Origin of the sequence: Saccharopolyspora antimicrobica, from assembly GCF_003635025.1 — a bacterium.
Taxonomy (GTDB): Bacteria; Actinomycetota; Actinomycetes; order Mycobacteriales; family Pseudonocardiaceae; genus Saccharopolyspora; species Saccharopolyspora antimicrobica.
In genome coordinates this window covers 1,033,816-1,055,088 of the sequence record NZ_RBXX01000002.1, presented here as the reverse complement: position 1 = coordinate 1,055,088, position 21,273 = coordinate 1,033,816, and the positions used below count along the sequence as shown (strand labels likewise).

The window sequence follows — 21,273 nt, the reverse complement described above, 5'->3', positions numbered from 1 at the left end:
TTTCGTCTCCCGGTCGGTGATCTGGCTCGCAGCCGGGCGTGACGGTTGGTAACGGTCGGGCGCGAGGTGCCGATTTCCCGTTCGTGCGCGATGGGATTCCGGAGTTGCGCGCTCACCTTCCCGCAGCGGTGGTGTGCGCGGTGCTGGGTGCCGCGCTGGTGCTGCTGGTCGTGGTGTCGTTCGTCGTTCCCGGGCCGGTCGGGGTGGCCGAGCTGGCCCCGGCCGACGGGATCGTGACGGCGGTCACCCCGACGAAGCTGAGCGCGGCGGTCGGTTCGGTGTTGAACGGTCAGTGATGGCCACCGCGGTGGTGGCGGTGGGTCGGACCGCTGCCTTGCCGCAGCTGTTGGGCCGGGGAGGGTCGAGTTCGCGGGTTCGGACGGTCACCTGCCAGCGGCGGCCGTCCTGGTGGGCGACGTCGACCAGCTCGGCGGTGCCGCCGGTGACGCGCAGCGCGTCGGTGCGGTGTTCGCCGAGGTGCTCGCGGACGGCGAGTTCGGCGGCTTGACCTGCGTGGTTCCACGTCGACCGGCCGCGGCAGAGCTCGAGCGCGACTTCGCCGGCCGCGGCCGCGGACAGGATCGTCCCGACGGCTTCGGCGGTGAGGCGCCCGTAGGTGTACCCGCTGGGCAGCAGGACCGCGGCGGGGGCGAAGCGGTGTCCGCCGGTGTGCGAGGTCTCCCAGATGGCGTCGTTGCCGGCCAGGTCGTTGATCAGCTCGCGTCCGAGCACGGCGCAGCACCGGTCGCGGCGGCCGTTGGTGCACACGAGCAGGACCGGTTCGGCCACCGGCCGTCCCCAGCCGTCGTGGTGCCCGGCGGCGATGCGCTCGAAGTCGAGGTCGAGCAGTTCGGCCGGGTCGGTGGTGGTCAGCTCGCGCAGCCAGCCGGAGCCGGGCGCGGTGTTGGCGAGCAGCACCCGGCGCGCGGTCGCCTCCGGGGTGTCCGCGTGGCGTCCCGGGTGCCGGATGAGCTGCACCCGCACGCCGTGCTCGCCGGCCTTCGCGTCCAGCGCCCGGCCCAGCTCGGGGTCGAGGTGGCTCTGGACCAGCGCGTTGCGCCCCCACGGCCCGCGCTGCTCCAGGCAGAGCCAGCCGCGCGCGACCGCGGCGGTCCCGGTGAGCGGTTCGGCGTGCGCGGTGGACAGCGCGGCGCAAGTGGCGGCATCGGCGGTGGTGTGCTGCACGATCCCACCCAAGCACGCGGCCGCTGACCGCCGCGAAACGAGATGGCCGGACGGTCGCCGGTACCGCTTCCCGCAACCCCGGCCCGTGGTCGCCGGTGGGAAGCAATAGACTCGGTGGTCAGCCCGGCATTGGGGGTGGTGTTGCGCCGCGCCCGCTGGCAGCGCCGGGAATCAAAGCACGTTCGCACTAGGAGACCACGTGAAGAGCACCGTCGAGCACCTGAGCCCGACGCGCGTCCGGATCAACGTCGAGGTGCCGTTCGACGAGCTCAAGCCGAACTTCGACCGCGCGTACAAGGCACTGGCCCAGCAGGTTCGCATTCCCGGCTTCCGGCCGGGCAAGGTTCCGGCGCGGGTGCTGGAGAGCCGCATCGGTCGGGGCCCCGTGCTCGACGAGGTCGTCAACGAGGCGGTCCCGGCCAAGTACCTGGAAGCGGTCAACAGCAGCGAGGTGCGCACCCTCGGTCGCCCGGACATCGAGGTGACCAAGATCGAGGACGGCGCCGAGATCGCGTTCACCGCCGAGGTCGACGTCCGCCCGGAGATCACCGTGCCCGCTTTCGGCGAGCTGTCGGTGAGCGTGGACGACGTCGAGGTCACCGAGGACGAGGTGACCGAGCAGCTGGACTCGCTGCGCGCCCGCTTCGGCACCCTCGCCGGGGTGGACCGGGCCGCGCAGGACGGCGACTTCGTCAGCATCGACCTGTCGGCCACCGTCGACGGCGAAGAGGTCGAGGACGCCCAGACCAGCGGTCTGTCCTACGAGATCGGCTCCGGCCAGCTGATCGAGGGCATCGACGAGGCGCTGATCGGCGCGAGCGAGGGCGACACCAAGACCTTCACCACCAACCTGGTGGCCGGTGAGCACGCCGGCAAGGACGCCGAGGTGACGGTCAAGCTGAACTCCGTCAAGGAGCGCCAGCTGCCCGAGGCCGACGACGAGTTCGCGCAGCTGGCCAGCGAGTTCGACACCGTCGACGAGCTGATCGCCGACCTGCGGGAGCGGCTGGGCCGGGTCAAGAAGATGCAGCAGGGCATGCAGGCCCGGGACAAGGTCCTGGACGCGCTGCTGGAGACCGTCGAGGTGCCGCTGCCGGAGAAGGTCGTCGAGTCCGAGGTCGAGGTGCGCCAGCACGACGCGGTGCACCCGTTCGACCACGACGAGAAGCGCTTCGAAGAGTGGCTTGAGCAGCAGGAGAAGACCCGCGAGCAGTTCGACGCGGAGACCCGCGAGGAGGCGGAGAAGGCGGTCCGGACCCAGCTGGTCCTGGACACCATCGCCGACGCCGAGGACGTCTCGGTCTCCGACGACGAGCTCACCCAGCGGATCATCTACCAGGCGCAGCGGTTCGGCGTGAGCCCGGACCAGTTCGTCCAGCAGGCCCAGCAGTCGGGCCAGCTCGGCGCGCTCTACGCCGACGTCCGCCGCAGCAAGGCGCTGTTCTCGGTGGTCCGCCAGGCGACGGTCACCGACGCCGCGGGCAACGAGCTGGACCTGGACGAGCTGTTCGGCCCGCAGCAGGGCGAGGAGGAGACCGAGACCGCGAAGTCGGAGTGATCCGGCTCGCGCGCTCGACAACTCGATAAACATGCTCTAAGCGAAAGTGGGCGGTACTGGGAAGCTGGTGCCGCCCACTTTCGTTAGGGTCGGTTGTAGCGGATCACCCGAGAGGGAAGCAGGGCCGTCGAAGTCGCCCGCGGACCCGCTCGGTCCACTTTGGAAGCGGATCGGGAGCGGCGCGAGTGACCCGAGTGGCCCACGTGAAAGAGCCCAATGTGGGAGAAGGCAGGGAGACGTGACGCAGCACCTGACTCCGGCGTCCGACGCGCAGGCGCCGTCCATGCGGACGGGTACCAACGGACTCTCGCTCAACGACTCGGTTTACGAGCGGCTGCTGCGGGAGCGCATCATCGTCCTCGGCTCCCAGGTCGAGGACTCGATCTCGAACCAGATCTGCTCGCAGCTGCTGCTGCTGGCGGCTGAGGACCCGGACCGCGACATCTCGCTCTACATCAACTCGCCGGGCGGCTCGGTGACGGCGGGCATGGCCATCTACGACACCATGCAGCTGGTCAAGCCGGACGTGGCCACCGTGGCGATGGGCATGGCCGCTTCGATGGGGCAGTTCCTGCTGTCCGCGGGCGCCAAGGGCAAGCGGTTCGCGCTGCCGCACGCGCGGATCATGATGCACCAGCCGTCGGCAGGCCTCGGCGGTACGGCCTCGGACATCGAGATCCAGGCCAAGATGTTCTCCAGGCACAAGAAGGAGATGGCCGAGCTGATCGCGGAGCAGACCGGTCAGACGGTGGAGCGGATCACCCAGGACTCCGACCGCGACCGGTGGTTCACCGCGGAGGAGGCCCGCGAGTACGGGTTCGTCGACCACGTGGCGAGCGCCGCGAACCTGCCGCGCAGCTGATCATCCCCGCCCGGAACTAGCAACTGAGGAGTCACCGGCCGTGAACCCTTACCAGTCCCTGCAGTCCCGGTACGTGCTGCCCTCGTTCGTCGAGCGCACCGCGTACGGGGTCAAGGAGTCGAACCCGTACAACAAGCTGTTCGAGGAGCGCATCGTGTTCCTCGGCGTCCAGGTCGACGACGCCTCCGCCAACGACGTGATGGCGCAGCTGCTCTTCCTGGAGTCCGATGACCCGGACCGCGAGATCCAGATGTACATCAACTCCCCGGGTGGCTCGTTCACCGCGATGATGGCCATCTACGACACCATCCAGTACGTGCGCCCGGACGTGCGCACCATCTGCCTCGGCCAGGCGGCGTCGGCGGCAGCGGTGCTGCTGGCCGCGGGCACCAAGGGCAAGCGCCAGGCGCTGCCGAACTCGCGGGTGCTGATCCACCAGCCGTCGGTGGAGGGCATCTACGGCCAGGTGTCGGACCTGGAGATCCAGGCCGCCGAGGTCCAGCGGATGCGCGACCTGATGGAGTCGACGCTGGCCAAGCACACCAGCCGCTCGCAGGAGCAGGTCCGCCAGGACGTCGACCGCGACAAGATCCTGACCGCGGAGCAGTCCGTGGAGTACGGGATCATCGACGAGGTCGTGCCCTACCGCAAGCTCTCCGAGCAGAAGGCCTGACCTTGGTGTTCCGGACTCGCCCCGCGCAGCGGAGCGGGTAGCGGAACCGCAGCGGCCGCCTGGCTGCGGGATCCCGTTCTCATGCACGTGTCGAACGCACGGCGAACGGGTTCTCCTCGCCAGGCGGCCGCTGCGAACCCGCGGCGTCGCTGGGCGCGGGTCGATCTTCGCGGTGGCTGTTGATCACCGTGGAACGACCGGGTCGGACGCGGTGCCGCTGCTTGCCCGAGGCGTGAGTCATCTCTCGTTCTCGCAGGTGGCGGGCCTGCGTTTCGGCAGGTGCCGACCGCGGAGCCGTTCTCCGGCGGCCGTGGCCGCCCACGCGGTGCGCGGTTTTTCCGGTTCCCGGCGAAAACAGCTGCTGCGAGCTGCGGGAACGCGTAACGTCCCGGCCATGTGGTGGGGCGGCACGCCCGGGTGCGGGGTCACGACACGCCGAGCGCGGTGCTGGTCACATCACGCTTGGCCATGGCGGACACTGTGAGTCTCCCCGAACTCGGGGAACGCCAGGTACCGTCGGAAGCACATACGGTCAGGCGCGCTACCGGACGGCGCGCCGGAGGGGACGGGGTCAGCGGTCATGGCACGTATCGGTGACGGCGGCGACCTGCTGAAGTGCTCCTTCTGCGGGAAGAGCCAGAAGCAGGTGAAGAAACTCATCGCCGGCCCCGGCGTGTACATCTGCGATGAGTGCATCGATCTCTGCAACGAGATCATCGAGGAGGAGCTGGCCGAGGCCGGCGAGGTCAAGCTCGACGAGCTGCCCAAGCCCGCGGAGATCCACGAGTTCCTCGACCAGTACGTCATCGGGCAGGACCCGGCGAAGCGGAACCTGTCGGTAGCGGTCTACAACCACTACAAGCGCATCCAGGCCGGAGAGCGCCAGAGCCGCGGTGAAGAGGCCGTCGAGCTGGCCAAGTCCAACATCCTGATGCTCGGCCCGACGGGCTGCGGCAAGACCTACCTCGCGCAGACGCTGGCGAAGATGCTGAACGTGCCGTTCGCCATCGCCGACGCCACCGCGCTGACCGAGGCCGGGTACGTGGGCGAGGACGTCGAGAACATCCTGCTCAAGCTGATCCAGGCGGCCGACTACGACGTCAAGCGCGCCGAGACCGGCATCATCTACATCGACGAGGTCGACAAGATCGCCCGCAAGAGCGAGAACCCGTCGATCACCCGCGACGTCTCCGGCGAGGGCGTGCAGCAGGCGCTGCTGAAGATCCTGGAGGGCACCACGGCCAGCGTGCCGCCGCAGGGCGGCCGCAAGCACCCGCACCAGGAGTTCATCCAGATCGACACGACGAACGTGCTGTTCATCGTGGCGGGCGCGTTCGCCGGGCTGGAGAAGATCGTCGAGGAGCGGGTCGGCAAGCACAGCGTCGGCTTCGGTGCGGAGCTGCGCTCCAAGGCCCAGATCGACACCGCCGACCACTTCGCTGACGTGATGCCCGAGGACCTGATCAAGTACGGCCTGATCCCGGAGTTCATCGGCCGGCTGCCCACGGTGGCCAGCGTGACGAACCTGGACAAGCCCTCGCTGGTGCAGATCCTCACCGAGCCGCGCAACGCGCTGGTGAAGCAGTACAAGCGGTTGTTCGAGATGGACAACGTGGAGCTGGAGTTCACCAAGACCGCGCTGGAGGCGATCGCCGACCAGGCGATCCTGCGCGGCACGGGCGCCCGCGGTCTGCGCGCGATCCTCGAAGAGGTCCTGCTGCCGGTGATGTACGACATCCCGAGCCGGTCGGACGTCGCCAAGGTCGTGATCACCGAGCAGACCGTCCGGGAGAACGTGAACCCGACGATCGTGGCGCGCCAGGCGACGCGCCGCGAACGCCGCGAGAAGTCCGCATAATGCGCCCGTTCCGCTGAACGATTGCGGAACTGGCTTCAGCACCAGCGGTTTTCGAGTCCGGAGAGCTGAAACACCCCGGCCCGCGATGCCTCTCGCATCGCGGGCCGTTTCACTCTTGTGGCCCGGGCGCGGACGCTGCGAACCCGGCCCGGTTAGATGATCCTGGGTACTGACCAGATCATCTTCCCGGGGAGCGCCTGCCATGAGCGAGATGCACGTCCTGCTGGTTCACGGGATGACCGGTTCCGGACCCTGGCACTGGCAGCAGTGGCTCGCCGGTCAGCTCCGGGAACAGGGCGTCGAGGTGGACCTGCCGTCGTTCCCCGATCCGGACCGGCCGGTGCTGGCGGACTGGCTGCCGGTGCTGCGCGAGCGGCTGGCCGCGGTGCCGAAGGAGGCCGAGCTCGTGGTGGCCGCCCACTCCTGCGGAGTGGCGCTGTGGCTGCACCACGCGGCGACGGTCGGCGGGAGCGCCAGGCGCGCGGACCGGGTGCTGCTGGTGGCCCCGCCGCCGCCGGAGTGGCAGCACCCGGATGCCCAGGGCATCACCTCGTACCCGACGGATGCGGCGGCGCTGCGCCGCGCGGCGGGCATCACGCGGCTCGTGGTCGGCACCGGCGACCCGTACCTGTCGATGTACCGGGCGCACGCGCTGGCGGACTCGCTCCAGGTCGAGATGGACGTGATCCTCGACGGCGAGCACCTGAACACCGACGCGGGCTACGGCCCCTGGCCGGCGGTGCTGAGCTGGGCCCTCTACGGCACCGTGCCGCTCAACGACCGCTTCGACGCCGATCCCTACACCGCCGGGCAGTCCCAGGCCCGCCTCCGGCTGGCCTGACGGGCTCACCTCGTCGCCGCGGGCAGTTCACCGCCGATGAAGTTCACCACCTCGGGCAGCGCCTTGCGGTAGTAGCGGCTGTTGTGGCCGCCCGGGGTCGTGGACGCGTAGTCGGGTTCGGCCATGCGGATGAAGCGGCGGGTTCCCTCGATGAAGCGGTCCTCGGTGCCGCACCACACGCCCAGCGGCAGGTTGCCGAGCGAGCCGATGTGGCGCAGCGGATCGATCTCCGCCCACTCGGCCTCGGTGGTGAACGCCTTGCGCTTGCGCATCTCCGGCCAGCTGGTGATCAGCGCCGGGGACACCACCGCCGCCGCGGACAGCGGGTGCCCCATCTCACGCCTGCGCCGCGCGTAGAGCAGCGCGCCGAACCCGCCCATCGAGATGCCCGCTGCGGCGAACGGGCGGTGATCGGGCCCGCCGAGGTTGCGCTCGGCCAGCCAGCGCGGCACCTCGCCGAGCAGCATCCACAGCGGATCGTCGTTCGGGCGCCGGTGCCAGTAGTTGTTCCCGCCGCCGTCCACGGCCAGGAACGCGAACGGCGGGATGCGGCCCGAGGCCACCGAGTCCGACAGCCAGCCCGGCAGCCCGCCCACCGACTTGCGCGCGTCGCCGAACCGGCCGTGCAGCATCAGGCACACCGGAAGTCCTTGGCGCGGAACGCCTTTCGGGGACATCAGCACGAAGTTGATGAAGCAGTTGCGGGCGTGCGAGTAGAGCCGTTCCACGGACACGTTCGACTGGTTGGCCAGCGGCACCGGGGTGCCGGGCGGCGCCGACCCGAACCGGCCGCCCAGCCCCAGCCCGAGGGCGGCGGCGCCGGTGATGCCGGCGGCGAGGACGCTGCGGCGCGGCAGCAGGTGACGACCCTGCGAATCGCGCATGCATCCCTCCAGTGGCGGCTCCTGCTCTCCATCGTGCCAACGCGGCGCGGGATTTGCCGCTAACCTGCGATGTTCTTGGTCACGATGCGCTCGGCGCCGGTGTAGACGTTCATGGACCGCCCGCGCAGGAACCCGACCAGCGTGATGCCCTGCTCGGCGGCGAGGTCGACCGCCAGCGAGGACGGCGCGGAGACCGCGGCGAGCATCGGCACGCCCGCCATCGCGGCCTTCTGCACCAGTTCGAACGATGCCCGCCCGGACACCATCAGCACGCATCCGGACAGCGGCACGCGCTGCGCCAGCAGGGCCCAGCCGAGCACCTTGTCGACGGCGTTGTGCCGCCCGACGTCCTCCCGCACCACCAGCAGTTCGCCGTCGCCGCTGAACAGCCCGGCCGCGTGCAGGCCGCCGGTCGTGTCGAAGACGCGCTGGGCGGCGCGCAGCTGGTCGGGGATGCCGATGAGGGTCTCCGCGGTGACGGTGAGCGGGTCGGCGGCGGGGGAGTGGCGGGTGGTCAGCCGGACCGAGTCCAGCGCCGCCTTACCGCACACACCGCACGAGGAGGTGGTGTAGAAGTTCCGGGTCACCGAGGCATCGGGCGGCTGCACGCCGGGCGCGAGCAGGACGTCGAGCACGTTGTATGTGTTGCGCCCGTCCGGGCCGGGGCTGTCGCAGTAGCGAGCTGTCGACAGCTGCTCGCGGTCGTGGATGATGCCCTCGGTCAGCAGGAACCCGTGGGCGAGTTCGACGTCGTGCCCGGGCGTGCGCATGGTCACCGACAGCGGCCTGCCGTCGACGCGGATCTCCATCGGCTCCTCGGCCGCGAGCACGTCCGGCCTGCTCCTGGTCCCATCGGCGGCGATCTTCAGCACCGGTCGCCGCACCGTGACGCGTCCCATCGGCCCCTCCTCGCGCGTTCGCCCGGCAGATGGCAACCCCAGACGGGCTGCCCGGCTCTCAGTATGCGCAGCGTGCCGTGCTGGGAGACGACGGGAGGTCCAGCCCGCTGCGGGACTGGACCTCCGGGGCCGTGCCTCGTCGAGCCGCTACGAAGCGACGTATCCCCAGCTCGGGCACGAGAACTCGTTGCCGTGGTGAATCGACGTGACGTTGTTCTGCAGCGAGAACGCGTCGAGGTCGTCGATCCGGCCGCCTGGCGGGACCGTGACGCAGCGCCCGTATCGCCAGTGCTCGTACAGCGTGATCTGCTCGTCGGTCCGGTTGACCACGGACTCGGCCTCGTCGCTGCTGCCGGGACTGCGCCCCAGATCGGGCTGGGAATTGCTGGACCGCCACATCCAGTTCTCCTGGCCCTGGTTGTAGAAGGGGGCGTTGTACCAGCAGAACTGACCCACCGGACACCGCTCGACGCCGCTGCCGAGTTCCTCGCTGAAGGTGGGCACCGTCCGCGCTTCCGGCCCGTCGGCGACCGCTGCGTGCCCGAGGACGGCGGGGACAAGAGCAACGGCTGCCGCGAAGCCGGCGACGACGAACGAACGCAGGCGCATGGAAACTCGTCCATTCAGTCGGCAGATCGACATCCAGGACTGTTCAGCACCGATTCCGCCGCTGCCACGGGAAGCCCACCAATGTGCCCGGGTTACCACCTGTCGGGTTACTCCGGCGGCGGCTGATCGAACCCAGGAGCCGGCCCCCTCGCGCGTTCGCTCGGCGGAAGACGACCCTCGATCGGCCGCCCGCGCACAAGTATGCTCAGCGCTCCTCGATCAACAGCACCTGGCCGGGAGGCCTGATGGCCGCAGATCTGCTCTCCCCCGCCCGAATCGTCGCGCCGGAGGGCTGGAACCGCTGGCTGGTGCCGCCCGCCGCGCTGGCCGTGCACCTGGCGATCGGCCAGGTCTACGCGTGGAGCGTGTTCAAACCGCCGCTGGAGGGTGCGCTCGGCCTGAGCGGCACGCTCAGCGCGCTGCCGTTCCAGCTCGGGATCGTGATGCTCGGGCTGTCCGCGGCGCTGGGCGGGACGCTGGTGGAGCGCCGCGGGCCGCGGTGGGCGATGACCGTCGCGACCACCTGCTTCTCGCTGGGATTCCTGATCTCCGCGCTGGGCATCGCGCTCGGCCAGTACTGGCTGGTGGTGCTCGGCTACGGGTTCGTCGGCGGCATCGGGCTCGGCATCGGCTACATCTCGCCGGTGTCGACGCTGATCAAGTGGTTCCCGGACCGGCCGGGCATGGCCACCGGGATCGCCATCATGGGCTTCGGCGGTGGTGCGCTGATCGCCTCGCCGTGGTCGACGCAGATGCTGGCGTCCTTCGGCGACGACCAGTCCGGCATCGCGCTGACCTTCCTGGTGCACGGCGTGGTCTACGCGGTGTTCATGTCGCTGGGCGTGCTGCTGATCCGGACGCCGCCACCGGGCTGGAACCCGGCTCCCGCGGTGCGGCAGGCGTCCCGGCCGATGATCACCACCGCGAACGTGACGGCCCGCAACGCGGTGCGCACTCCGCAGTTCTGGCTGCTGTGGGTGGTGCTGTGCTGCAACGTCACCGCGGGCATCGGCATCCTGGAGAAGGCGGCGCCGATGATCACCGGGTTCTTCGCGACCAGCGCGACGCCGGTGGCGGCGGGCGCGGCGGCCGGGTTCGTCGCGCTGCTGTCGCTGACCAACATGGCGGGCCGGTTCGTTTGGTCGTCCACATCGGATGTGGTGGGGCGCAAGAACATCTACCGCGTCTACCTGGGCGGCGGTGTGCTGCTGTACCTGGGCATCCTGCTGGCGGGCTCGTCCGGGATTCCCGTGTTCGTGCTGTGCGCGATGCTCATCCTGTCCTTCTACGGCGGTGGTTTCTCCACCGTCCCGGCCTATCTGAAGGACCTGTTCGGCACTGCGCAGGTGGGCGCGATCCACGGTCGGCTGCTCACCGCGTGGTCGGCGGCCGGCGTGCTGGGGCCGCTGATCGTCAACGCGGTGGCCGACGCCCGCGAGGCGGCCGGTGCCACCGGCCCGGACCTCTACACGACCTCGCTGGTGATCATGATCGGGCTGCTTGTGATCGGTTTCGCGGCCAACGAGCTGGTCCGCCCGGTCGACCCGAAGTTCCACGAACCGGAGGCGCGATGAACCGCCGAACCGTCCTGGTGGTGTCCTGGGCGTGGGTGGGCCTGCCCTTCGCCTACGGCGTGTACGAACTGGTCCAGAAGGTCTCGCTGCTGTTCACCGGCTGATCGCCGCGACCACGTCGGCAACCGCCCGTGCGGAGAGCTCGGCGAGCACGCTGGGATCGGCCAGCTCCCCGAACGGCGGTGGGTACAAGGCGTGGCGCATCGGCTCTCCGTGCTCGGCGACCTCCCGAGCATCGGTGGTCGCAGCGCTCCGAGCCACCTGACGCGGCACTCGCCTGGAAGCGGTACGCAACACCGAGATGCGTGGAGGGCTTCAGCCGGGTGCGAGGCGGCGGCGGACGTGGTCGGGGAGGACGGCCGCCTTGCGGGCGAGGGTGTCGACGAACGCCGCGGTGAGCGGGTCGGGCCTGCTCCGGGTGTAGGCGGTCAGGGTGCGGTGGACCGGCGGGTCGGGTCGCAGGAGCTCGCCGTCGAACTGCTTCGGGATGATGTTCGCCGGTACCAGTGCCGGGCCGAGCCCGGCCGCGGCGAGCATCGGTGCCGCCGCCGTCTGCTCGGAGCGGACCGCGGCGCGGACCTGGAAACCGGCGCCGGCGCAAGCCGCGTCCAGCACCTCGGAGAGGCCGTTCTCCGGGCTGTAGTGCACCCAGCCGCGGTCGGCGAGCATCGCCAGCTCGACGCGCGTCGCGCCGCCGACGGCCACCGGGTCGTCCGGCGGCAGCACTACGACGAACTCCTCCACGCCGAGCGCGTGCACCGGACCGTCCCAATCGGACGGTGCAGGCCCGACGGCGACGTCCGCTTGCCCGGCGGCCATCGACGCCTTGAGCTCGTCGCCGTGGCGGTGCTCGAAGAGCCGGATGCGCACGCCGCCGTGCTCCCGCCGCCACGCGCGCAGAACGGGTGGCAGCACGCCGAGGCTCGCCGAGTACACCGTGGCGAGCTGGAGTTCGCCGCTCTCCAGGCCGGACGCCTGCCGGGCGGCCGAGCGCGCCCGCTCCGCGTCGGCGAGCGCGGCTCGCGCGTGCGGCAGCATCGCGCGGCCCATCGGCGTGAGCCGGACCGCGCGTGGCAGCCGTTCCAGCAGCGGCCCGCCCGCGTCCCGCTCCAACGCGCGCACCTGGTGCGACAGCGCGGGCTGCGTGACGTGCAGCAGCTCGGCGGCCCGGGTGAACGATCCGGTGTCGACCACGGTGACCAGGTATTCGAACTGCCGGAGCGTTGCCATGAGCAGAAATTATCACCAGCAGAGAAAACAAGCCTTGGACTTATCGATCCGCGCCGACGAATGTTGTCGGCATGAGCAATCCTGTGCCAACCCGAGTCCTGCGCAGCCGCACCCGTGACGCAGCCCCACCGCAAGAAACCGCCACACGTGAGACCGATCCCGAACGCGACCACCGCGGTGAATCGCGGAGCGGCGGAACAGCGCTGGTCGTCGGTGCGAACGGGGTCATCGGGCGCAACCTCGTCGAGCACCTGGTCACCCTGCCGGACTGGGAGGTGATCGGGGTGTCCCGGCGCGGCGGCGAGGACGGCGACCGCGTCCGGTACCTGGCCGTCGACCTGATGGACGCGCAGGACACCCGGGAGAAGCTGAGCGGGCTGACCGGTGTCACGCACCTCTTCTACGCGGCCTACCAGGACCGGCCGACCTGGGCCGAGCTGGTGCCGCCGAACATGGCGATGCTGACCAACGTCGTCGACGCGGTCGAAGCCGCCGCACCCGGCCTGAGCCACGTCAGCCTCATGCAGGGCTACAAGGTCTACGGCGCGCACCTCGGGCCGTTCAAGACCCCGGCGCGGGAGACCGACGCCCGCCCGATGCCGCCCGAGTTCATGGCCGCCCAGCAGGAGTTCCTGGAGCAGCGCCAGCAGGGCAAGTCGTGGACCTGGACCGCGCTGCGCCCGTCGGTGGTGGCCGGTTTCGCGCTCGGCAACCCGATGAACCTGGCGCTGGTGATCGCCGTCTACGCGGCGATCACGAAGGAGCTCGGTCTGCCGCTGCGGTTCCCGGGCAAGCCCGGGGCCTACGACTCGCTGCTGGAGATGACCGACGCGCGCCTGCTGGCCAAGGCCACCGTCTGGGCGGCGACGGCGGAGCAGGCGCGGAACCAGGCGTTCAACATCAACAACGGCGATCTGTTCCGCTGGCGGGAGATGTGGCCGAAGATCGCGGCGCACTTCGGCCTGCCGGTGGGCGACCCGCTGCCGATGTCGCTGACCGAGGTGATGGCCGACAAGGCCGAGCTGTGGCAGCGCATGGTCGCCGAGCACGGCCTGGAACCGCTGTCCTACCAAGAGGTTTCGTCCTGGGGCTTCGGCGACTTCGTCTTCTCCTGGGACTACGACATGTTCGCCGACGGCTCCAAGGCGCGCCGCTCCGGCTTCCACGAGTTCGTCGACACCGAGGAGATGTTCCGGGAGATCTTCGACGACCTGCGCGAGCGCCGCATCATCCCCTGAGAGGAGCCGAGATGGATCTGCAACTGACCGACAAGGTCTTCCTGGTGACCGGAGCGTCCGCCGGGATCGGCGAGGCGACGGTGCGCCTGCTGGCGGCCGAAGGCGCGAAAGTCGTTGGCGTGGCGCGCAACCCGCACTCGATCTGCGAACTCGGCAGCGGGGTGAGCGGAGTCCCGGCCGACCTGACCGATCCGGACGCCGCGGAGCGCGTCGTCGCGACCGCGCTCAAGCGGCACGGCCGGCTGGACGGACTGGTGAACAACGTCGGCGGCCTGCGCTCCCGCGCGGGATTCCTGGACGTGACCGACGAGGAGTGGAAGCGGACCTTCGACCTGAACCTCCACTCGGCGGTCCGCATGACTCGCGCGGCGCTGCCGGCGCTGCTGGCGACCGGCGCGGGCAGCCTGGTGCACGTGACCAGCGAAGCGGCCCGCCTGCCGGACGCCCCGCTGGTCGACTACGCGGCGTCGAAGACGGCGCTGCTGGCGGTGTCGAAGTCCCTGGCGGCCGAGTTCGGGCCCAGCGGTGTGCGGTCCAACGTCGTCGCACCCGGCCCGACGAGGACCTGGCTCTGGGACGCCCCCGGCGGCTTCGCCGAGCAGCTCGCCGTCCAGTACGACCGCCCGGTGGACGAGGCGATCGACCACTTCGTCAACGAGGTCCGCCGCCTGCCCTCGGGCCGCCTCGGCACCCCGGAGGACGTGGCCCGCGTGATCACCTACCTGCTGTCCCCGCTGGCCGCCCAGGTCACCGGAGCGGAGTGGTCGGTCGACGGCGGAGCCCTCGGCCAGCTCTGAGCGGCGAGCCCCGTTGGGCCGAAGTGCCTCTCCGCGGTCGGCCGGTCGCGCTACGGTCGGTCGCGCAACCGCAGAGTGAGGACTCGGATGACCAGCAGCAGCACTCCCGGCCGACAGGACCTGGCCTTCGTGGAGGCACCGGAACCGATCACCGAACCGATCACCAAGTTCGGCGGTCAGCCGGTCTGGCTCGAAGACCCGACCTGGCCGCTGTCGGCGGAGACCGGCAGGCCGATGCGGTTCATCGGCCAGATCCGGCTGCCCGGCGACGAAGTCCGGCTCGGCTACCTGTTCATGACCGAGGAGGAAGAGGACTTCGTCGACGGGACCTACGACCCGGCAGGCGGCGAGAACGCCTTCTTCGCCCAGCCCGGCGAGCTGCCGGACTTCTACCAGGTGGCCAGCATCCGCAGGGGCCCGACCTTCGGCCCGGACCACCGCGCGGAACTGACCCCGCACGAACACGACGAGGCGGACGAGGATGACGACGACGAGGGCTTCCTCCGCAGCCGCCTGTGGGGCGAACCGAGCTGGATGCAGCAGGAGGAATGGCCGGACGAACCCGGCACCTGGCGCTTCGTGGCGCAGATCGACAGCGAGGACGAACCGTTCGGCATGAACCTGGGCGACGGAGGAGTCGCCTACGCCTTCCTCGACGAGAAGACCGGCCAAGGCCGCTTCCTCTGGCAGTGCGGCTGACCGTCGAGCCGTGAGCGCTTCGGGGCGCCATGACGCCCCGAAGCGCACCTCAGATCCGTTCCAGGCGGACGGTGATCGCCTTGGAGACCGGGGTGTTGGACTTGTCGGCCACCGAGTTCAGCGGGATCAGCGGGTTGGCCTCCGGGTAGTAGGCCGCCGCGCAGCCCCGGGCCGTCGGGTAGGCGACGATGCGGAAGCGTTCCGCCCGGCGCTCCTCCGGGCCTTCCTCGCCCGCCCACTCGGAGACCACGTCGACCAGATCTCCCGCTGCGAAGCCGAGTTCGGCGATGTCGTCCGGGTGGACCAGGACCACCCGGCGGCCGTCCTCGATGCCGCGGTAGCGGTCGGACAGGCCGTAGATCGTGGTGTTGTACTGGTCGTGGCTGCGCAGGGTCTGCAGCAGCAGGCGGCCGGCTGGGATCTCGATGGGTTCCGGGACGTTCACCGTGAAGTTCGCCTTGCCGGTCGCCGTCGGGAACGTCCGGCTGTCGCGCGGCGGGTGCGGCAGGACGAAGCCGTCCGGCTCGCGGACCTTGCGGTTGTAGTCCGCGCAGCCCGGCACCACGTTCGCGATGTGGTCGCGGATCACGTCGTAGTCGCGCTCGAAGGACTCCCAGCGCACCGGGTGCTGCGGGCCGAGCAGTTCGCGGGCCAGGCGGCAGACGATCGCGACCTCGGACAGCAGCCGGTCCGAAGCGGGCTTGAGGCGGCCGCGCGAGCGGTGCACCACCGACATCGAGTCCTCGACGGTCACGAACTGCTCGCCGCCGGCCTGCACGTCGCGTTCGGTGCGGCCGAGCGTCGGCAGGATCAGCGCGGTGCGGCCCGGCGTCGCGTGCGAGCGGTTGAGCTTGGTCGACACCTGCACGGTCAGCTCGCAGTCGCGCAGGGCGCGCACCGTGGCCTCGGTGTCCGGTGTGGCCGAGACGAAGTTGCCGCCCATCCCGAGGAACGCCTTGACCCGGCCGGAGCGCATCGCGCGGATGGTGTCCACCGTGTCCAGGCCGTGCTCGCGGGGCACCGGCACGCCGAACTCGTCCTCCAGCGCGGCCAGGAACTTCTCCGGCATCTTCTCCCAGATGCCCATCGTGCGGTCGCCCTGCACGTTGGAGTGGCCGCGCACCGGGCACACCCCGGCACCGGGCTTGCCGATCATGCCGCGCAGCAGCAGGAGGTTGACCACCTCGCGGATCGTCGCCACGCCCTGCTTGTGCTGGGTGAGCCCCATCGCCCAGCAGGCCACGGTGCGCTGCGAGGACATCACCATCTCGGCGATCCGCTCGATCTGCTCCCGCGGCAGCCCGGTGGCCTCCGCGGTGGCCTCCCAGTCGACGTCGGCGGCCTGCGCGGCGAACTCCGCGAAGCCGTGCGTCCAGCCGTCGACGAAGTCCTGGTCCACCGCGCCCGCCTTGAGCACCAGCGCGTTGATCGCCTTGAACAGCGCCAGGTCGCCGCCGATGCGGATCTGCGCGAACTCGTCGGCCAGCTGGGTGCCGTCGCCGACCACGCCGCGCGCGTTCTGCGGGTTCTTGAACCGCATCAGCCCGGTCTCCGGCAGCGGGTTGACCGCGATGATCCGCCCGCCGCGCCGCTTGACCTTCTCCAGCGAGGCCAGCATCCGCGGGTGGTTGGTGCCCGGGTTCTGGCCCACCACCAGCACCAGGTCGGCGTGCTCCACATCGGACAGCGACACCGATCCCTTGCCGATGCCGATGGTCTCGGTCAGCGCCGACCCGGACGACTCGTGGCACATGTTCGAGCAGTCCGGCAGGTTGTTCGTGCCGAAGCTGCGCACCAGCAGCTGGTACAGGAACGCGGCCTCGTTGCTGGTGCGGCCCGAGGTGTAGAACGCGGCCTCGTCCGGCGAACCGAGCGCCCGCAGCCGCTCCGCGATCACCTCGAACGCCTCGGACCACTCGATCGGGCGGTAATGGGTGTCTCCGTCGCGGAGGATCACCGGGTGCGTGAGCCGTCCCTGCTGGCCCAGCCAGTAGTCGGTGCGCTCGGCCAGCTCGGCCACGCTGTGCCGGGCGAAGAACTCCGGCCCGACCCGGCGGGTGGTGGCCTCCTCGGCGACCGCCTTGGCGCCGTTCTCGCAGAACTCCGCGATCTTGCGCTTGTCGCCCTCGGCCTCGCGCGGATCGGGCCACGCGCAGCCCGGGCAGTCGAAGCCGTCGCGCTGGTTGAGCAGCGGCAACGTGCGCGCGGTGCGGGTCACGCCCATCTGCTCCCAGCCGCGCTGCAGCGAGACCAGCACGCCCTTGACGCCCGCCGCGGCGTGGCCGGGCTCGCCGACTCGGAGGGCGTTCTCGTCGATGTCCTGCTCAGGAGCTCCACGCGACATGGGCCTAGCCTGCGACACCGCGCGCGGGGTGGCACGGCGGGGGTGTCCAGCGCCACGTCCGCGCTGGTCGCGGCCGGAGTGATGCCCGGGCAAACCGGTGGGCGGGGACTCGTAGAATCCACCCCGTGACACAGACCCATGCCGCTCAGCACCGTGAACTTCCGTCGACCTGGAATCCAGCCGACGTAGAGGCCGAGCTGTACCAGCGCTGGGTAGACGCCGAATACTTCACCGCGGACGCCAACAGCGACAAGCCGCCGTTCTCCATCGTCATCCCGCCGCCGAACGTCACCGGCAACCTGCACATCGGGCACGCCTACGAGCACACCCAGATCGACATCATCACCCGGCGCCGCCGGATGCAGGGCTACGAGGCGCTGTGGCTGCCGGGCATGGACCACGCCAGCATCGCGGTGCAGACGCTGGTCGAGCGCCAGCTGCGCGATCAGGGCATCGACCACCGCGAACTCGGCCGCGAGGCGTTCGTGGAGCGGGTGTGGCAGTGGAAGGAGCAGTACGGCGGCGCGATCCTGGGGCAGATGAAGCGCCTCGGCGAGAGCGTCGACTGGTCGCGCGAGCGCTTCACCATGGACACCGGGCTGTCCCGCGCGGTGCAGACGATCTTCAAGAAGCTCTACGACGACGGCCTGATCTACCGGGCCGAGCGGCTGGTGAACTGGTCGCCCGCGCTGCGCTCGACGATCAGCGACATCGAGGTGGAGCACAAGGAGGTCGACGGCGAGCTGGTCTCCATGCGCTACGGCGACGGGGAGAGCTCGATCGTGGTGGCCACCACCCGGATCGAGACCATGCTCGGCGACACCGCCATCGCGGTCCACCCCGACGACGATCGCTACCGGCACCTGGTCGGCACCGAGATCGAGCTGCCGCTGACCGGCCGCAAGATCCCGGTCGTCGCCGACGAGCACGTCGACCCGGAGTTCGGCACCGGCGCCGTCAAGGTCACCCCGGCGCACGACCCGAACGACTTCGAGATCGGCAAGCGGCACGACCTGCCGATGATGACGATCATGGACGTGCAGGGCCGCATCGCCCACACCGGCACGCAGTTCGACGGCATGGACCGCTTCGAAGCGCGGGTCGCCGTCCGCGAGGCGCTGCGCGAGCAGGGCCGCATCGTCGAGGAGAAGCGGCCGTACCGGCATAGCGTCGGGCACAGCTCGCGCTCCAAGGAGCCGATCGAGCCGCGGCTGTCGCTGCAGTGGTTCGTCAAGGTCGGCCCGCTGGCGAAGGCGGCCGGTGACGCGGTCCGCGACGGCCGGGTGGCGATCCACCCGCCGGAGATGTCCAAGCGCTACTTCGACTGGGTCGACAACCTGCACGACTGGGCCATCTCGCGGCAGCTGTGGTGGGGCCACCGGATCCCGATCTGGTACGGCCCCGGCGGCGAGGTCGTGTGCGTCGGGCCGGACGAGGAACCGCCGTCGGGCGAGGGCTGGCACCAGGACGAGGACGTGCTCGACACCTGGTTCTCCTCGGGCCTGTGGCCGTTCTCCACGCTCGGCTGGCCGGAGGACACCCCGGACCTGCGCAAGTTCTACCCGACCAGCGTGCTGGTCACCGGCTACGACATCCTCTTCTTCTGGGTCGCCCGGATGATGATGATGGGCCTGTACGCGATGGACGGCGTCGAGCCGTTCAAGGAGATCGTGCTGCACGGCATGGTCCGCGACGCGCACGGCAAGAAGATGTCCAAGTCCGCGGGCAACACCGTGGACCCGCTGGAGTGGATGGACACCTACGGCACCGACGCGCTGCGCTTCACGCTGGCCCGCGGCGCCAACCCGGGCACCGACTCGCCGATCAGCGACGAGTGGGTGGCGGCCTCCCGCAGCTTCTGCACGAAGCTGTTCAACGCCACCAAGTTCGCCATGATGAACGGCGCGAAGGTGCCGGAGCGGCTGGCCGACCGCTCCGAGCTCACCGACGCCGACCGGTGGATCCTGGACCGCACCGACCAGCTGGTGTCCGATGTGGACGCGTTGCTGGAGGACTTCCAGTTCGCCAAGGCCACCGAGGCGCTCTACCACTTCACGTGGGACGAGTTCTGCGACTGGTACCTGGAGCTGACCAAGGTCCAGCTGGACGCCGGCGGTGACCGGGCGGTGCGGACCCGCGAGGTCCTCGGGCACGTCCTCGACGTGCTGCTGCGCCTGCTGCACCCGACGATCCCGTTCATCACCGAGACGCTGTGGACCGCGCTGACCGGTCGCGAGTCGGTGGTCGTCGCGGAGTGGCCGAAGCCGTCCGGTGCGGTGGCCGACGAGGCCGCCGCGGAGCGGATCGCCGCGGTGCAGAAGCTGATCACCGAGATCCGCCGGTTCCGGTCCGACCAGGGCCTCAAGCCGGGGCAGCGGGTGGCGGCCAAGCTCGGCGGCGCCGTCGAGCTCGGCCTGGCCGAGCACGTGCCCGCGGTGCGGTCGCTGGCCCGCATCACCGAGCCCGCCGACGGCTTCACCTCCTCGGCCTCCATCGAGGTCGGCCTGAGCGGCGGCAACGTGGCGGTGGAGCTGGACCTCTCCGGGGCGGTGGACATCGCCGCCGAGCGCAAGCGCCTGGAGAAGGACCTCGCGGCGGCCGAGAAGGAGCTGACCGGCACGGACAAGAAGCTGACCAACCCGGCGTTCCTGGACAAGGCCCCGGCCGAGGTGGTGGAGAAGATCAAGGCCCGCCGCGAAGCGGCGCAGACCGAGATCGACCGCATCAAGGCCCGCCTGGACGGTCTCCCGCAGGGTTGATCGACTGCCGTTGCGAAGGGCGCTCCCGGACTCCGGGGGCGCCCTTCGTCCTCGTCACGGGTTGGTGGCGGCGGCGAGGAACATCGGGATGGCGCAGCTGAGGCGGTCGGTCTCCGCCCGGCGGCGCTGCTCGGCGATCCACGACTCCACTCGTGCGTCGGTGAGCACGCCGCGAGCGGCTCCGGCCAGCCCGAGCAGCATCGGCAGGACGATGCCGTCGGTGAAGAACCCGGTGTGGACCTCGACGGTGACATCGCGAAAACCGCTGTCCAGCAAGAGGTTCCGGTACTGCCGGGCGGCGTGCGGCTGGGGAACGGTGCGGAGCCGCGCCTGCACCGCCGCGCGGGTGGTCGCCATGTCGTCGGAGTCGATCAGGATTGCCTCCCAGTCCTGACCGAGCAGCACGATGCGACCGCCCGGCGCCAGCGCCCGCCTGGCCTCGGCCAGCGCCGCCGCCGGATCGGCGATCGCGTGGAAGACCCGCTCCGCGCGGTAGCCTGCGAGCTCGCCGTCGGCGAAGGGCAGCGCACCGGCGTCGGCCAGCCGGAAGTCGACGCCGGGCAGCCGCTCGCGCGCTGCCGCGACCATCTCCCCGTCGACGTCCAGCCCGATCGCCGTGACACCGCGTTCTCGCAGCTCACCGACGGCCCGGCCGGCTCCGCAGCCGATGTCGGCCACCAGACCACCGGCGGGCAGCAGCTGGTAGGACCGCTCGCGCAGCCGCACCGATCCGGGCAGCGAGTCGAAGCGGTCGAGGATCTCGATCAGGTTCTCGGTTGACATGTCGCCGAGCCTGCGACTTCATGTCGACGTGAAGTCAACACCCGAGTTCGCCATCGGCGACCTCGCCGCGCACTTCGGGCTCGCCGCGCACGTCCTGCGGCACTGGGAGTCGATGGGGCTGCTGGCGCCCCGCCGGGTCTCGGGGCGCCGCCGGTACGGGCAGGACGACCTCTACCGCGTGGCGATCATCCTCCGCGCCAAGCAGGCGGGCCTCGGCCTCGAGGCCATCCGCGAGGTGCTGTCGACAGCGGAGCCCGGCGCGCGCCGGCGGATCATGCGGCAGCACCGCGACGAGCTCCGGCGGCGCATCGACGAGCTCCAGTCCTCGCTGGACCTCATCGAGTGCGCACTGGACTGCGACCACGCCGACATCGCCACCTGCCCGCACTTCCAGCGGGTGCTCGACGAATCGGTCGCCGGCCGCTTTGTCCGGCCCGCCGGATCGGGGCGGCCTCCGCGGCCGGGGGCGGAGACGTAGAC

At 70.5% G+C, this 21,273-nt stretch carries 20 protein-coding genes; 13 read left to right on the top strand and 7 right to left on the bottom strand.

Features of this window, described 5'->3' with window-relative positions; genetic code table 11:
• Positions 1 to 104 precede the first annotated feature (104 nt).
• On the top strand, positions 105 to 296 hold the full coding sequence (locus ATL45_RS38295) for a hypothetical protein (RefSeq protein ID WP_143121633.1): 192 nt from the start codon (positions 105 to 107) through the stop codon (positions 294 to 296).
• On the opposite strand, the gene ATL45_RS05600 is transcribed toward ATL45_RS38295, so the two are convergent.
• Entirely contained in the window at positions 244 to 1,185 is a 942-nt protein-coding gene (locus tag ATL45_RS05600; RefSeq protein WP_093152387.1) for a ferredoxin family protein, read from the bottom strand. The two genes, ATL45_RS38295 and ATL45_RS05600, sit on opposite strands and share 53 nt — an antisense overlap.
• A gap of 199 nt (positions 1,186 to 1,384) precedes the next feature.
• Here ATL45_RS05600 and tig point away from each other — a divergent pair, with 199 nt between their 5' ends.
• The 5 genes from tig to ATL45_RS05575 all read left to right on the top strand — a co-directional run bounded on the left by tig (position 1,385) and on the right by ATL45_RS05575 (position 6,977).
• On the top strand, positions 1,385 to 2,743 hold the full coding sequence (gene tig / locus ATL45_RS05595; RefSeq protein ID WP_093152383.1) for a trigger factor: 1,359 nt from the start codon (positions 1,385 to 1,387) through the stop codon (positions 2,741 to 2,743).
• Positions 2,744 to 2,981: 238 nt separating this feature from the next.
• Positions 2,982 to 3,605 carry an ATP-dependent Clp protease proteolytic subunit gene (locus tag ATL45_RS05590; RefSeq protein ID WP_211841183.1) on the top strand — a complete coding sequence of 208 codons (624 nt, stop codon included), beginning with the start codon at positions 2,982 to 2,984 and terminating at the stop codon, positions 3,603 to 3,605.
• 40 nt (positions 3,606 to 3,645) lie between these two features.
• Positions 3,646 to 4,278: an ATP-dependent Clp protease proteolytic subunit gene (locus tag ATL45_RS05585; protein ID WP_093152379.1), complete on the top strand. Its 633-nt coding sequence runs from the start codon at positions 3,646 to 3,648 to the stop codon at positions 4,276 to 4,278.
• Between the two features lie 580 nt (positions 4,279 to 4,858).
• The gene (gene clpX / locus ATL45_RS05580; protein WP_093152377.1) at positions 4,859 to 6,136 is read left to right on the top strand and encodes an ATP-dependent Clp protease ATP-binding subunit ClpX; all 1,278 of its coding nucleotides are present in this window, start codon (positions 4,859 to 4,861) and stop codon (positions 6,134 to 6,136) included.
• A 202-nt stretch (positions 6,137 to 6,338) separates the two neighbouring features.
• Complete coding sequence (locus ATL45_RS05575; RefSeq protein WP_093152375.1) at positions 6,339 to 6,977, top strand: RBBP9/YdeN family alpha/beta hydrolase; 639 nt, start codon at positions 6,339 to 6,341, stop codon at positions 6,975 to 6,977.
• Positions 6,978 to 6,982: 5 nt separating this feature from the next.
• On the opposite strand, the gene ATL45_RS05570 is transcribed toward ATL45_RS05575, so the two are convergent.
• The 3 genes from ATL45_RS05570 to ATL45_RS05560 form a co-directional block, all read right to left on the bottom strand.
• Positions 6,983 to 7,861, bottom strand: coding sequence for an alpha/beta hydrolase (locus ATL45_RS05570; protein WP_093152374.1), 879 nt, complete (start codon positions 7,859 to 7,861; stop codon positions 6,983 to 6,985).
• A gap of 59 nt (positions 7,862 to 7,920) precedes the next feature.
• Complete coding sequence (gene fdhD / locus ATL45_RS05565) at positions 7,921 to 8,760, bottom strand: formate dehydrogenase accessory sulfurtransferase FdhD (protein WP_093152373.1); 840 nt, start codon at positions 8,758 to 8,760, stop codon at positions 7,921 to 7,923.
• Positions 8,761 to 8,907: 147 nt separating this feature from the next.
• Positions 8,908 to 9,369, bottom strand: a complete 462-nt coding sequence (locus tag ATL45_RS05560) for a peptidase inhibitor family I36 protein (RefSeq protein ID WP_170210166.1) — start codon at positions 9,367 to 9,369, stop codon at positions 8,908 to 8,910.
• A 245-nt stretch (positions 9,370 to 9,614) separates the two neighbouring features.
• Between ATL45_RS05560 and ATL45_RS05555 the strand changes: the two genes are divergently transcribed.
• Both ATL45_RS05555 and ATL45_RS40355 read left to right on the top strand, forming a co-directional pair.
• Complete coding sequence (locus ATL45_RS05555; protein ID WP_093152370.1) at positions 9,615 to 10,943, top strand: OFA family MFS transporter; 1,329 nt, start codon at positions 9,615 to 9,617, stop codon at positions 10,941 to 10,943.
• A complete protein-coding gene (locus tag ATL45_RS40355) occupies positions 10,940 to 11,047 on the top strand; it encodes an MFS transporter small subunit (RefSeq protein WP_439332438.1) in 108 nt (35 codons plus the stop codon). Before ATL45_RS05555 ends, ATL45_RS40355 begins: the two co-directional genes overlap by 4 nt.
• A gap of 211 nt (positions 11,048 to 11,258) precedes the next feature.
• On the opposite strand, the gene ATL45_RS05545 is transcribed toward ATL45_RS40355, so the two are convergent.
• The gene (locus ATL45_RS05545; protein WP_093152369.1) at positions 11,259 to 12,173 is read right to left on the bottom strand and encodes a LysR family transcriptional regulator; all 915 of its coding nucleotides are present in this window, start codon (positions 12,171 to 12,173) and stop codon (positions 11,259 to 11,261) included.
• A gap of 71 nt (positions 12,174 to 12,244) precedes the next feature.
• Between ATL45_RS05545 and ATL45_RS05540 the strand changes: the two genes are divergently transcribed.
• The 3 genes from ATL45_RS05540 to ATL45_RS05530 all read left to right on the top strand — a co-directional run bounded on the left by ATL45_RS05540 (position 12,245) and on the right by ATL45_RS05530 (position 14,907).
• Positions 12,245 to 13,411, top strand: a complete 1,167-nt coding sequence (locus tag ATL45_RS05540) for an SDR family oxidoreductase (protein ID WP_093152367.1) — start codon at positions 12,245 to 12,247, stop codon at positions 13,409 to 13,411.
• Positions 13,412 to 13,422: 11 nt separating this feature from the next.
• The gene (locus ATL45_RS05535) at positions 13,423 to 14,208 is read left to right on the top strand and encodes an SDR family NAD(P)-dependent oxidoreductase (RefSeq protein ID WP_093152366.1); all 786 of its coding nucleotides are present in this window, start codon (positions 13,423 to 13,425) and stop codon (positions 14,206 to 14,208) included.
• An 87-nt stretch (positions 14,209 to 14,295) separates the two neighbouring features.
• Positions 14,296 to 14,907, top strand: coding sequence for a YwqG family protein (locus tag ATL45_RS05530; RefSeq protein ID WP_093152364.1), 612 nt, complete (start codon positions 14,296 to 14,298; stop codon positions 14,905 to 14,907).
• 49 nt (positions 14,908 to 14,956) lie between these two features.
• Here the strand turns inward: ATL45_RS05530 and ATL45_RS05525 are convergent, their stop codons facing one another.
• Positions 14,957 to 17,251: an FdhF/YdeP family oxidoreductase gene (locus ATL45_RS05525; RefSeq protein WP_093152363.1), complete on the bottom strand. Its 2,295-nt coding sequence runs from the start codon at positions 17,249 to 17,251 to the stop codon at positions 14,957 to 14,959.
• Positions 17,252 to 17,376: 125 nt separating this feature from the next.
• Here ATL45_RS05525 and ATL45_RS05520 point away from each other — a divergent pair, with 125 nt between their 5' ends.
• Positions 17,377 to 20,010, top strand: a complete 2,634-nt coding sequence (locus ATL45_RS05520) for a valine--tRNA ligase (protein WP_093152361.1) — start codon at positions 17,377 to 17,379, stop codon at positions 20,008 to 20,010.
• Between the two features lie 54 nt (positions 20,011 to 20,064).
• On the opposite strand, the gene ATL45_RS05515 is transcribed toward ATL45_RS05520, so the two are convergent.
• On the bottom strand, positions 20,065 to 20,793 hold the full coding sequence (locus ATL45_RS05515; RefSeq protein ID WP_093152359.1) for a methyltransferase domain-containing protein: 729 nt from the start codon (positions 20,791 to 20,793) through the stop codon (positions 20,065 to 20,067).
• Positions 20,794 to 20,821: 28 nt separating this feature from the next.
• On the opposite strand from ATL45_RS05515, the gene ATL45_RS05510 reads away from it, so the two are divergent.
• Positions 20,822 to 21,271: a helix-turn-helix domain-containing protein gene (locus tag ATL45_RS05510; protein ID WP_093152355.1), complete on the top strand. Its 450-nt coding sequence runs from the start codon at positions 20,822 to 20,824 to the stop codon at positions 21,269 to 21,271.
• Positions 21,272 to 21,273: the final 2 nt, after the last annotated feature.